The sequence below is a fragment of the Chitinophaga sp. genome (assembly GCF_035564935.1).
Lineage (GTDB): Bacteria > Bacteroidota > Bacteroidia > Chitinophagales > Chitinophagaceae > Chitinophaga.
In genome coordinates this window covers 1-13,960 of sequence record NZ_DATMTE010000405.1, presented here as the reverse complement: position 1 = coordinate 13,960, position 13,960 = coordinate 1, and the positions used below count along the sequence as shown (strand labels likewise).

Below are 13,960 nucleotides of genomic sequence, written 5' to 3'. Positions count from 1 at the left end.
GATGTGGATACACTGTCTGACAAAGCGGTAAAAGCTGGCGCAAAAGAACCTAAACCGGCGCAGGACCAGGGTTTTATGTATTCACGGAGCTTTGCGGACCTGGATGGCCATTTATGGGAAATCATGTATATGGATCCTTCTGCAGTGGAACCTCAATAAGTATCATCTATATAAAAAAGAGAAAGCCTTTGTATTGTCTGACGGTACAAAGGCTTTTTTGCCTGCCGGAGGCGAGGGAAACAGGTATTTTGAAAAAAGATGGGTCAACGCATAGGGGAACAGCAAATTCCATGCGTCCACAATATATAAGAACGATCATCATGGAATTACCGGTTAAAATAAAAAAATATCTGCTCATAGCCTCTTTGGCTACAGTTACCAGTTTCACCGCATCGGCGCAGCGCAGCAGCAACGCCGTTGGGCAACAGGCAATACAGCTGCCTGTCATTAAAACAGACTCCCTGGTCACGTCATGGCAATGGCGCCAGTACCTGCAAACTGTGAGCGATAGCACAAATGGCAGAAGTACCATATACGGAGCATATCCATCTCACAACCAGCATTCAGCCGCCAACAGCTGGGAAGCAACACCCCCGTTTCGCTGGAATGATATAGCCAGTATCACCGCCATAGCGCTGTTGGGCTATTTCATGTCCCGTTAAAAAAATAACGAAGTGTTCTTTTAATCCCATCCTTCCGGTAAATCTATACCCGTTTTTAGCTCTCCTTTTGTATTGGTATGCTGAGGGATTCTAATGGATTTTTTCGTTCCGTCAGACCGGCAGCTCATACGCTCATCCTATTTACTGGAAAATTCTGCATTATTATTCTAACTTGTCGTGTCATTTGTTATTATTACGCAAGCAGAGTTGTTAATGAGCGAGGGTCATTCTATTGATGCTCCTGACCTTTATAAGCAGATTGCCGCCGGCGATGAATCTGCATTCAGGAGTTTTGTTGAGATGTATGCTCCGCGCCTTCAGGCGATGGCGGCACGTATTACCGGATCAGTGGCAGTGGCAGACGACCTGGTGCAGGATACCTTTCTTAAAGTATGGGTAGCCCGCGATCAGCTCACTGAAGTGGCACAGCCCGGTGCATGGATAAAGAAGATTTGCTTTTTCCTTGCAGTGAACTATGTCCGCCGCCAAACCATCCGCGATAAGGTGATGCATACCGTGAGCTATGAAAAAGACAGCGCCGGCAGGGAATTGCCGGTAGCAGATATGATCGAATTTCGTCAGCTGCTCAGCCTGGTGAACAATGCCGTACAACAGCTGCCTGAAAAACAACAACAGATCTACCGCCTGAGCCGTGAACACGGGCTCAGCATCAGTGAAATTGCACAACATATGGATCTGGCCATCAGCACCGTGAAAAACCTCCTGGTAATGGCGCTGAAAAATATCCGTGCCTCCCTGCAGAAGGCCGGTTACCCGTTATTCCTGGCCATATTAATAGATATACTCATCTGAACAATGACCGCCGGAAAAAAAGATTGTCTTTTTTCGGTACCATTTCCCTGCTCAATTGTCTGGTATAAATAAGGGAAGATAAACAGCCTTCGTTTACCTGTATTGCCATCTTAAATGGAACATAACAACCGATTAACATATTTACTGGACCGGCTGGCCACACACACCGCCACAGCAGCTGAACTGGACGAACTAACTGCATTGGTGGACCTGGATCAGCCCGGCGCTTCTGTTAATGAAGCGGAGAGCTGGCTGGAGGAGCATTACCCTGTATCCCTGCCTCCTTATGATCTGCAACATTGGACCCAGGTGGCCAACCAGATATTGATGTCCGATAAGCTGGCGGCCGAATCGGAGATCAAACCTGCCGCCCGCGTACATTTCCTGCACCGCTGGGGATGGGCCGCCGCTGTTGTATTGGTGTTAGGCGCAGCTGCCTGGTTCATCAGCCACCATCATAGGAAGCCGCCCGCCGCTATAGTGGCAGGCAACGCGCAGCCGGATGCGGACCCGGGGAAAAATGGCGCTATCCTTACGCTGGCCGACGGCTCACGCATGGTGCTCGACAGCGCCGGCAATGGCCTCATTACCCGCCAGAATGGTACCACCGTAGTGCTGAAAAATAACGCGCTCCAATATACGCCGGAAAGTACCGGCGCCGGCGAAATGGAATACAATACTATTACTACGCCGAAAGGAAGACAATTCCAGGTGGTATTGCCGGATGGCACCAAAGTGTGGCTCAACGCTGCCAGCGCTCTCCAGTTTCCCGTTGCCTTCAACGGAGCAGACAGGGTAGTGGAGCTCTCCGGGGAAGCCTATTTTGATGTGTCGAAAAATGCAAGACAGCCCTTTAAAGTAAAAGTGCTGAAAAAAATGGAGATCGAAGTACTGGGTACAGGATTTAACATAAACGCATATACGAATGAGCTGCATACCTACACCACGCTGGTGGAAGGAGCGGTTCGTGTATCCCTTGCCAACGGCGGCAGCACGGTACTAAAACCGGGCGACCAGCTTAAAGCCAGCAACACGGGCATGCAGGTAAGCCGCAATGCAGATATGGAAAAAGCCATCGCCTGGAAAAACGGCCTGTTCAATTTTGAAGGCGTAAGCCTCAAAGAAATGATGCGGCAGCTGGAACGATGGTACAACCTGGAAGTTGTATACGAAGGAAATGTACCGGATGTAAAGTTCTTCGGGGAAATGAGCAGGTCGCTGAAACTCTCAGATGTATTAACAGGATTGGAACGCTCAGATGTGCATTTCCGACTGGAAGAAGGCCGCAGGCTCATTGTAATGCCTTAATAATTATTATTTATCCCGGATACCGTAAAACTGAAACACTATGCCTGAAATAAAAAGGAACATCAGCTAACAGAACGGATCAACCGGCAAAAAAACCGGAAGTGCTACCAACACTTCCGGAAGGTTGCTGGCTGATTCAAAAACAGGTTTCGAGACCTCCATTTTTAACAACCAAACGTTGCAAATCTATGCAAAAAACTGCTTATTGGAGCCGTTGGGACTTGCCGTGCCGGCTCCCAACCAAAATGCTCCGGATTATGAGATTTACCAGTGTTCTCCTTCTTGCCATTTGCTTACATGTATCAGCCAGCACATTTTCACAGTCCATCACTTTTTCAGGGAAGGCGGTACCCATGGAAAAACTTTTTGCCACCATTAAAAAGCAAACCGGCTTCGTGGTATGGGGTAAATCTGAACTGTTGAAACAGGCTGCTGCCGTATCCGTATCTGTACAGGATATGCCGCTGATCAATTTCCTGGACCTGGTAATGAAAAACCAGCCGTTTAATTACAAAATAGCCGGCAATACTATTATGTTGTACAGCAAACCTCCCGCCGCCGGTAGTGAGGTACTGCCGGAAAAAGAATCGCCGGTAACAGGTCATGTAACAGACAGCCTGGGTATCCCGCTGATTGGCGCTACCATATTGGTGGCAGGCGCCAATCAATCTGCCATCACCAATACGGAAGGAAATTTTACTTTATCCGTTTCAGCAGGCAATGTACTCCGCGTCAGCTTCATAGGATATAAAACAAAAGAGATCACTGTTACACCGGCCATGCTCAAATCCGGCAACATTGGTAATATCGTACTGCCGGTGATCACCTCCACGCTATCAGAATTAAATGTTACCGCCAATACAGGGTACCAGTCTATTCCCAAAGAACGCGCCACCGGCTCCTTCAGCGTAGTTACCGAAAAAACGCTCGGCGCCAGGATGGAAACAAGTATCATGGACCGCCTGGAAGGTACCGTTCCAGGCCTCTTTATGCAGAACGGCGCTGTTTCCGTACGTGGACTTTCCACGCTCTACGGCAACCAGAGCCCGCTATACGTGGTGGACGGTTTCCCTTATGAAGGCGATCTGAATTATATCAACCCTGCCGATGTGGTGAATGTAACGGTGATGAAAGATGCCGCCGCTGCATCTATATACGGTACCCGCGCCGCCAATGGTGTAATTTCCATCACTACCCGCTACGGTAGCGCAAGGAAGCTAACTGTGAACTTCAGCAGCACTGCATTTCTCACACCCATCCCGGATGCTGGTTATATGCACCTGCTCAACTCCTCCCAGATGGTAGACCTGCAACAGGAGCTGTTCAATAGCTGGCATCCTACCTACAACGATGCTATCAAACGCGCAGGCCAGCCCAAAGTTCTGGAAGCGCTCTATAACTATGAACAAAACCTCATCAGTAAAACAGAACTGGATAACACCCTCAATAATTTAAGGAATGCCAACGGTCAGAGCCAGCTGGAAAACCTGTTCATGCGCAACCGCCTGAAGCAGCGTCATAGCTTCTCCGCCAGCGGTGGCAATGATATCCACCAATATAATATCATGATGAACTATACCGGCAACCGCGACTATGGCTTCCGTACCGGCAATGAAGATATTAACGTGGGCATGAGGGATAAAGTAAAAGTGTTTAAATGGCTCGATGCAGAAGTAGGCGCCAATACAAATATGCGTAAAGGCACCCTGCTGCGTGAAAGCCCGCAATCCTTTTACCGCAACATGCCTTACGAAGTGCTGAAGAATCCCGATGGCAGCAATGCGCCGTTCACCAAATTAAAATCCCCCTACGAAATAGAACGGTTGAAAAATCTCGGCCTGTACGACGAAACATTTAACCCGTTGGATGAACTGTACAAATCAGATCTTTCTTACTGGTCCAATTACTTCCGCCTGCAGGGTGGATTCACCGTAAAAATAATCCCCGGGCTTACACTGGACCTGAAATACCAGACGGAACGCGGAAGCAGCTACAATAAGGAATACTATACCTCCGATTCCTATTATGCCAAAAATATGATCAACGATGCAGCACAGTTAATCAACGGTGAGCTGATAAAAAATGTGCCAGACGGTGGCCAGTTATTTGAAACACGCGGTAACTCAAAATCATATACCGCCCGTGCACAGCTGAACTTCGACAGGAGCATCAGCGTAAAACATCATATATCCGCGCTGGCAGGCATGGAACGCAGGGCCGTATCGCAATCCAATACCTCCGTATTTAAAATGGGGTACAGCGATAATAACCTCCAGTTCCAGCCGGTAAATGAAATTGCCCTCGGCAACCTGAAAGGAACGGAGTCGCTCGGCAGCACTTTCTCCCTGAAATTCAACAACAGGAATAATTTCTATTATGGGGAAGATCGCTACATCTCCGCCTATGGTAACGCAGGCTATACCTACAACGGGAAGTACAATGTAACAGGAAGTGTACGTGTAGATAACTCCAACCTCTTTGGTACAGATCCACGTTACCGCTACCTGCCCCTGTGGTCTGTAGGCGCCAGCTGGCGGTTATCGGAAGAAGATTTTATGAAAGGCATCAGCTGGTTGAACAGCCTGAGCATCCGTTCCACCTACGGGCTCGGTGGTAACGTGGCCAGAACGGTAGGCCCTTACCTCCAGGCTTCTTCTACTTTCTTTTCTGAAGCCAATGCCACCGCTACAGATATCATTTACCCACCCAATAAATCATTGAGATGGGAAAAAACGGCTACTACCAATATTGGTGTGGATTTCGCCGTATTAAACAACCGTATTTCAGGTTCCATCGATTATTATATCCGCAAAACCAGCGACCTGCTGGGAGAAAAGGCCATCGATCCTACCAACGCTTTTCCCAGCGCCCTGATCAATTATGGCAGCTTAAACAACAAAGGCATTGAGCTGGCCCTCAATACCCTCAATGTTAGTAAAAAGCATTTCACCTGGAGCAGCACGCTGGCGCTCAGCCTGAACAAGAACAGGATGACGGAAATAAACACACGCGATGAAAACGTTTATGGCCTCGCCGGTGGCTACGGTGTAAACCGCATCGGTTATCCCATGGATGCGGTATTCAGCTTCAGGTCCGCCGGTCTGGACCCTGCCAACGGTTCTATGATGGTATACGATGCATCCGGCAAAGTAGTAAAGAACTACGACCAAACGGGTACCATCGTAGCCAACATGACAGACATAAATGGCCTCGTATACAGTGGTACGCTTCGCCCGAAATATACCGCCGGCTTTACCAACAGCTTTACTTACCGCCAGCTTACGCTGAGTATTATGATCATCGCCAATGGCGGTAATGTAATAAGGGATGTAGTGCCGCCTGTTACCAACAATTTCCCCTCTGCTAACGTAGACAGCAGGGTGATGAATTTCTGGCGTAAGCCTGGTGATGAAAAGATCCCGGGTATGCTGCCCGCACCGGATCTGAAAGGCAATGGCGGCAACTATTACACACTTATCTGGTACGCATCGGATCAGAACGTGCTCAAAGCAGACTACATCAAAGTAAGAGACATCGCGGTGTCTTATAACTTCGCATCCGCATTAACACGCGTCAGAAAATTATCTTCTGCCAAATTAACACTGCAGGTGCAGAATCCTTTCCACTGGTACGCCAACTCCGTTGGAATTGATCCGGAAGCATATGACATCGCCAGCCAGTACGCCAACAGAACATTGCCGGTAATGCCTACCTATATGGCTGGAATAGATATCACCTTTTAAAACCAGGAAACATGAAGAAACTACATCTGTATATTATCGCCAGCATACTGATCTTATCCGGTTGCACCAAGTTCCTGGATATAAAACCAAAGGATAAATTTATACCGGTTACAGTAGCCGATTATGAAAATATGCTCAACTCGGGCACTGTTGTGAACTTCGGAGATTATTTCTGGGACCTGCTTTCGGATGATGCGTTCCTGCCGGAAGGTGAACCGGGTAATCTCTATTCCAAACAACAACTATGGGGCAGAAAAATTTATACATTCAATACTACCCCATATGAACAGGGCACCAACGATTACATGTGGAGCGAAGGCTACAAACGGATCTTCTACTACAACAGCATCATCAACAATATCATGGATGCAACGGAAGGAACGGAAGCCAATAAAAAGAGCGTGCGTGCGGAAGCCCTCCTGGGGCGCGCTATGGAGCATCTGCAACTGGTAAATGTATATGCACAGCATTATGATGCAGCTACCGCTGCCACTGAAGCAGGTATTCCCATTGCATTGATCGCCGATATCAATGCAAAGTTTGTAAGGAACACCGTAAAAGAAGTATACGACCAGGTGCTCAGCGACGCCAATGCCGCTATTGCCGATCTGCCGGTAAAACATAAGCTCACAAAGTTCAGGGCTTCAAAAGCCGGTGGCTACGCACTCCTTGCCAGAACCTATCTTTTTATGGGCGACTATGCCAATGCCCGTAAAAATGCGGACCTGGCGCTTGGCCTGCAGAACGAACTGGCTAATATGAATGATTATAAGATCATCATCCCGGGGCCGTTTCCTAATGTACCGGGACAACCGCTCGGCTGGACCGATATCCCCGATGCACAGCTCAATACGGAAACGATTGTGGCCAGGCACTTTCTCCGTCCGTTCGGATTGGGTATGGATGTTTGCGCGTCTCCGGAACTGAGCGCCCTCTTTACCAACGACGATAAAAGGTGGACGTTATATTATGCAGACGGCTGGCCACCGGCGCCGCCATTCAATTACATGTCCAGGTACCAGGTGAAGATCTTCCTGCGGGGCGATTTCTACAGCAACTACCTCAATGTGCCGGAAATGTACCTGGTACGTGCAGAGTGCCTGGCCCGTGAAAATAATTTAACCGCTGCCCTGGCAGATATCAATAAGCTGAGATTGAACAGGATTACACCCGCTGCCTATAAAGCCTTTACACCAGCCGATTTTAACAACGACGGAGAGAAAGTATTACGCTTTGTGCTGGAAGAAAGAAGAAGGGAACTGGCGTTCACCGGGATGCGGGTCATTGACCTGAAACGGCTGAACAAGGAAACCCGCTTCCGGAAAACAGTAACGCATGTGGCAGAAGGTAAAACATACGAGTTGTTGCCCGGCAGTAATAATTACCTGCGCCAGCTGTGGCCCAATGCTACGGTGTTTAACCCGGACTGGCCGCTGAATCCATAAATGATTGCTGTCCTCCCTGTTCCAATTCTGACGCCGGCAATCAGCCGGCGTCATTTACCTCCTATTGACTAATTCATTCAAACATGCAAGACAACATCGTTAAAATTGAAGGATTATCACACCGATACAGTAAAGACTGGGCGGTGAAAGATGTCAGCTTCGAAATCAATAAAAAAGGCATCGTAGGATTACTTGGCTCCAACGGGGCAGGCAAATCCACTACTATGAACATCCTTTGCGGCGTATTGAGTCAAACCCGCGGCCAGGTATTGATTGAAGGCATTGATATGAGAACGCATCCTGAAGAGGCCAAGAAAAGGATCGGCTTTCTCCCGCAAAATGCACCGCTCTATCTTGAACAAACGGTAGACGAATACCTCACTTTTTGCGCTCATCTCCGCCTCATTGATAAACGGCGCATAAAAGCCGCTGTGGATATTGTGAAAGAGAAATGCGGCGTGGCCCACTTCAGCAAACGGCTTATCGGTAATCTTTCCGGTGGCTACCGCCAAAGGGTAGGAATTGCACAGGCCCTCATCCACACGCCGCTGCTGGTGGTGCTGGATGAACCTACCAACGGCCTGGATCCCAACCAGATCCTGGAAGTACGCCAGCTGATCAGGGAAATTGCCGCCGATAGGGCGGTGATCTTCTCTTCCCACATCCTCTCGGAAATACAGGCCACCTGCCAGGACATCATCATGATAGAAGGCGGTAAAATGGTGTTCAAAGACACAATGGAATCTTTTAATAATTACATCGAACCAGACAGTCTTATTACTACCCTGGAGAACCCGCCGCAGGAAAGCGAACTAAGGGCCATCAAAGGCATTAAAGACGTAGAGTTCCTGTCGGAAAAAACCATCCGTATCAGGTTTGAACCTGCTACGGAAATCGCGGAAAGTATCGTGGAGATCAGCGTGCGAAGGAACTGGCGCCTGAAGGAAATCACCCTGGAGAAAAGCTCGCTCGATGCCATCTTCGCCCAGTTATCCAATAAAAAATCTAAACCTGCCATACAGTAATGAAACTAATTATCAGAATAGCCCGCCAGGAGCTGAGCCTCCTGTTTCACTCGCCGGTAGCCTGGCTCATCTTGATCGTATTTCCTGTACAAATAGGAATCGATTTCCTGCACTACATACAAATGATTGGTCGCGCTCAACGCATGGGACATCACTTTACTGATGTTACTTCCATGATCTTCGCCGGCCAGCAGGAAGGTTTTTATCCCGGTGTAAAAAATACACTCTATTTTTATATTCCACTGTTAACAATGGGGCTCATCAGCCGGGAAACACATAGCGGCTCCATTAAATTATTGCTGTCTTCCCCCATCAAGGTAAGGGATATTGTACTGGGAAAATATGTAGCCATGATGGGATACGGCGCATTGCTGCTGGTCATCATTTGTTTGTACGGCGCCTCTGGTTCGTTCTTTATTGAGCATATCGACTGGAAATTGCTGGCCTCCGGCGCACTGGGCCTTTACCTGCTCATCTGCGCCTATGCGGCTATCGGGCTGTTCATGTCGTCGCTCACCACTTACCAGGTGGTGGCAGCCATCAGCACACTGGCGGTACTGGCCGGGCTCAACTTTATCGGTGGCCTTTTCCAGGGCAACGATGCAGTAAGGCATATCACTTACTTCATGTCTATTTCCGGGAGAACAGAGCAGTTCATCTTCGGGCTTATCAGCTCAGAAGATGCCATCTATTTTTTCCTGGTGATCGGTTTCTTCCTTGCTATTACAGGCATGCGACTGCAGGATCAGCGCGAAGCAAAATCAACCTGGGTTCGTACCGCAAGGTACCTTGGGTTGATCGGGCTATGCTTCCTCACCGGTTATATCAGTTCCCGCCCGTTCTTCACCGGTTACGTGGATATGACGGCTACTAAAACACATACCCTCGGACCCCAAAGCCGGGAGTTGATCAAAACAATGGACAAGCCGCTGAAGATCACCACCTATGTAAATATCCTCGATGATAATTATTATCTCGGTGCACCGGAGAAGAAAAGTGCAGATGAAAGGATCCTTACACCTTACCGCCGGTTTATGCCCAACCTGCAAATGGAATACGTGTATTACTACGATTTCGCTAATAATAAAAGTCTTTATAAAAATTACCCGGGAGAAAGCGATGCCGCTATTGCCAAAAAGGTAGCAGATATACAGGACCTCGATTACAAAAAAGTAATACCACCTGCACAGATCCGTAAAATGGCAGACCTGGGCCCGGAAGAAAACCGCCTGGTAAGGCTCCTGCAATACGGCGATAAAAAAACATTCCTCCGGTATTACAACGATATCATGATCTATCCCGGTGAACAGGAATTTACCGCTGCACTCAAACGGATCGTTACACCGGCTGAAATACCACTGGTAACCTTTCTCACCGGCAACGGGGAAAGAAGCATTACAAAAGCCGGCGACGCTGCATTCAGGATGTTTGTAAGTGAACTTACCTTCCGCGGTGCGCTGATCAACCAGGGCTTTAATGTGGATACAGTGAACCTGGACAGTGCGGAGATCCCCGCCGCCACTTCCGTACTGGTAGTGGCTGATCCTAAAACAGCCCTTTCACCGGCAGCACAGGCAAAGCTGGATCAATACCTCGCCAGCGGCAGGAACCTTTTCGTGATCACGGAGCCGGGATCACAGGAAGTACTGAAGCCGCTGTTAGTGCAGCTGGATATACAGCCAGGTGAAATGCCCGTTCAGGAAGAAAGCAGGGATTATGCGCCCGACTTTATCCTGGCCCGCGTTGCCAATAGTGCAGGCAGCATTGCACCAAAGCTGGCGGCTTTCAGCGCTGATAGCGCTGTAGTATCCATGGCCGGCGCTGTTAACCTGCAATACGGTACACAGCATGGCTTCCATACGGTACCGTTGCTACAGTCCAAAAACAACCAGGCGCTGGCCGTTGCTGCAGAAAGAAAACTTGGCGGTAAAACCCAGCGCATCATCGTTACCGGCGATGCTGATTTTATGAGCACCGGCGAACTGGCGCGGCGTAAACCTTCCGTATGGAACCAGGCGATGATCACAGAACTGTTCCGTTGGTTCACCTACGGTCAGTTCCCTGTGAACACCGGCGCTATCCGGTCGAAAGATGTGATCGACAGCGATGACCAGGGCATTCTTACCATGCGGATATTTTTCTTCGGCGTAATACCGGTATCACTCCTGGTTTTTGCCACCGCGCTGCTGCTTTACAGGAAAAGAAGATAAAATGAAGCCAACCACTTATAAGCAGGAGAGGCCGACCCGTAACCGGGCGGCCTTTTTTTAAAAAATGTGGTAGCTGAACCCGGCTATAGATCTACCGGCAGAATATAACCTGCTTTAAAATAAATATCTTTGTTCCCAGAATCTGCATCATATGAAAATTGCATTGGCATCCCCTCCACCTCCGATATCTGTTACCGATGGCTTATCATGGACAGATCAGCTGGTGGCAGCAGCAAAACTACAGGCGGAAATTATTTGTTTTCCTGAATCGTATCTGCCGGGTTACCCTGGAATGGGATTACCGGAAGACCGGTCGCCCGGAAAGATGCAGCAGGCGCTGGAACGGGTAAAGGAGATCGCTGCAAAAAATGCTGTTGCCATTATTATGCCTATGGACTGGTACGAGGGGGCATCTGTTTTAAATGTGGCTTTTGTTATTTCAGCAACCGGTGAAATGCTCGGCTACCAGGCCAAGAACCAGCTGGATCCTACAGAAGATACTTTCTGGACACCTGGTACGGAGCGCAGTATTTTTGAAGTGAACGGTGTGAAGTTCGGCATTACCATTTGTCATGAAGGATTTCGCTATCCGGAATCAGTACGGTGGGCTGCCCGGCACGGAGCGCAAATCGTATTTCACCCGCATTGTACAGGCAGCGATACTACTGGCGTATTGCTTACCGAGTGGGGAAATAAAAACAACCCCTATTACGAAAAAGCAATGATGATGCGGGCGTTGGAAAATACGATCTACTTTGCCAGCTCCAATTACGCGTTTAAATATCCTGACTCCGCCAGTTCCGTTATAGCGCCCGATGGCGCTTGTATTGCGCACGGGGAGTATGGTAAACCCGGTGTAACGGTAGCGGATATCGATCCCGCGCTGGCTACAGGATTACTGGCCAAAAGGTATCGTTCAGCCTTGTATGTAAAATCGCACTATTCTGAAAACCGGTAACAGCCGTTTGCATCGTAGTCAGATATGAAAGTACAGTTACTTACACCTCCTGCCGTTATCGCGGACTATGTAAGCAGCATCGTGGTGCTTGAAAATAACAGTATGTTCTATGAAGCGGTATTACCGCTCATTGCCAACGGTTATCCCAGCATTACTTTCCAGCTTACAGACCCTGCGCGTATACTCAGCGCCGGTAAAAAAAGCGATCAGCTGGTGTTATACGGGCAAAACATTGCACCGATCCGGCTGCATACAGCCGGTGAAATAACGGTGATTGCCTATTTTCTCCACCCTTATATGTTGCAATCCTTGTTGGGATATGAGGCGAAAGAACTCACCGGCCAGGGGATAGATCTTAGTCTCATCGGTTTGGCAAGGGAAATAAACCTGAAAGAACAGCTGCTCAACGCTCCCTCCCTTAACGCCCGCCTGGAATTGATGAACGGTTATATAAATCAGCTATCCCGGCGTAACAGGATCCGCATAAATGAGCCGGTTACCTATGCCACCCGCCTCATACAAAAAAATAAGGGAACCCTGTTACTGATGGATCTCCGGAAGGAGTTATATATTACGGAACGCACGCTGGAACGCAGGTTTGAGCAGCATATTGGCCTTACCCCAAAAATGTACAGCCGGATCTGCCAGTTTAACGCTGCGCTGCAGCAACTTAGCCGGAACAGGTTTTCGGATATGGCCGGCGTAGCAATGGAAAACGGCTATGCAGATCAAAGTCACCTGATCCGCGCTTTTAAAGATTTTACCACTTACTCTCCCCTGGAATACATAAAACAGGCGGAAAACTTCCCCGGTTAGCCTTTGTGCTATAGCACTTTTATGTTTAGGCACAGTTTTTGACTTCAGGAAATTATACTTACAACGCCATTCAAATCTGTCACTATCTATTGTCAGCTTTTATCAACTCAAATTCAATTTTAACCGAAAACTGTTATTCAATTCAATCTCTGAATCATGAAAAACCAATTCTTTACCACGTTAATGGTGGTTGCTGCATCAATGCTTTTCTTTAGTGCGTGCAGCAAAGACGAATCTTCCAATAGCGGAAAGTCGAAGCTTACCGTTTACCTGACAGATGACCCGGCCTTTTACGATGAAGTAAACATCGATATCCAGGACATCCAGGTAAATGCATCTGCCGATGCAGCCGAAACAGGCGCAGGCTGGGTATCTGTGCCGCTTGCCCGTCCGGGTGTGTATAACCTCCTGGATTTCAGGAACGGGTTAGATACCCTGCTCGCATCAAAAGAATTACCTGCCGGTAAAATTTCACAGATCCGCCTTGTGCTGGGTACGAACAACAGTGTGGTGGTGGATGGTGTATCCCATCCGCTGGAAACGCCTTCTGCACAGCAGTCAGGTTTAAAGCTGAATGTACATGCAGACCTGGTGGCTGATATCGAATACCGCCTCTGGATTGATTTCGATGCCAACCGTTCTATTGTTACAACCGGTAGCAATAAATACATCCTGAAACCAGTCATCCGCACTTATACGGAAGCCACCAGCGGTAGCATTAAAGGAATTGCCTTGCCACTGCTGCATGTTTCAGGGGTATTCGCCATACAAAATACAGATACCATTGCTTCCGCCATACCTGATGTTTTAACAGGCGCTTATGTAATGACCGGTTTAGCTGCAGGCAGCTACAACGTTGCTATTGCAGGCGATGGTATTTTAAAGGACACCACTGTTGCAGGGGTAACCGTAAAAACCGGGGAAGTATCCACTGTAAGTACTATTACGCTAAAATAATGATGACATTGAGTTGATAGGGA

At 48.4% G+C, this 13,960-nt stretch carries 10 protein-coding genes; all 10 read left to right on the top strand.

Annotated features, from left to right (window positions below; genetic code table 11):
- The first annotated feature begins 290 nt into the window (after positions 1-290).
- The 10 genes from VN105_RS10655 (at position 291) to VN105_RS10610 (ending at position 13,937) form a co-directional block, all read left to right on the top strand.
- Positions 291-662, top strand: coding sequence for a hypothetical protein (locus tag VN105_RS10655; protein ID WP_325640638.1), 372 nt, complete (start codon positions 291-293; stop codon positions 660-662).
- A gap of 213 nt (positions 663-875) precedes the next feature.
- Positions 876-1,475: an RNA polymerase sigma factor gene (locus VN105_RS10650; protein WP_325640637.1), complete on the top strand. Its 600-nt coding sequence runs from the start codon at positions 876-878 to the stop codon at positions 1,473-1,475.
- 114 nt (positions 1,476-1,589) lie between these two features.
- Positions 1,590-2,783 (top strand): FecR family protein, encoded by a 1,194-nt coding sequence (locus VN105_RS10645; RefSeq protein WP_325640635.1) that lies wholly within the window; start codon positions 1,590-1,592, stop codon positions 2,781-2,783.
- 257 nt (positions 2,784-3,040) lie between these two features.
- Positions 3,041-6,526 (top strand): SusC/RagA family TonB-linked outer membrane protein, encoded by a 3,486-nt coding sequence (locus VN105_RS10640; RefSeq protein WP_325640633.1) that lies wholly within the window; start codon positions 3,041-3,043, stop codon positions 6,524-6,526.
- Between the two features lie 11 nt (positions 6,527-6,537).
- Positions 6,538-7,971: a RagB/SusD family nutrient uptake outer membrane protein gene (locus VN105_RS10635; protein WP_325640631.1), complete on the top strand. Its 1,434-nt coding sequence runs from the start codon at positions 6,538-6,540 to the stop codon at positions 7,969-7,971.
- Between the two features lie 83 nt (positions 7,972-8,054).
- Positions 8,055-8,996, top strand: coding sequence for an ABC transporter ATP-binding protein (locus VN105_RS10630; protein ID WP_325640629.1), 942 nt, complete (start codon positions 8,055-8,057; stop codon positions 8,994-8,996).
- Positions 8,996-11,206 carry a Gldg family protein gene (locus VN105_RS10625; RefSeq protein WP_325640627.1) on the top strand — a complete coding sequence of 737 codons (2,211 nt, stop codon included), beginning with the start codon at positions 8,996-8,998 and terminating at the stop codon, positions 11,204-11,206. The genes VN105_RS10630 and VN105_RS10625 overlap by 1 nt, the downstream gene beginning before the upstream one ends.
- 151 nt (positions 11,207-11,357) lie before the next feature.
- Entirely contained in the window at positions 11,358-12,164 is an 807-nt protein-coding gene (locus tag VN105_RS10620) for a carbon-nitrogen hydrolase family protein (protein WP_325640625.1), read from the top strand.
- A gap of 24 nt (positions 12,165-12,188) precedes the next feature.
- Positions 12,189-12,980, top strand: coding sequence for a helix-turn-helix domain-containing protein (locus VN105_RS10615; RefSeq protein ID WP_325640623.1), 792 nt, complete (start codon positions 12,189-12,191; stop codon positions 12,978-12,980).
- A gap of 156 nt (positions 12,981-13,136) precedes the next feature.
- Entirely contained in the window at positions 13,137-13,937 is an 801-nt protein-coding gene (locus tag VN105_RS10610) for a DUF4382 domain-containing protein (protein ID WP_325640621.1), read from the top strand.
- The last annotated feature ends 23 nt before the right edge of the window (positions 13,938-13,960 follow it).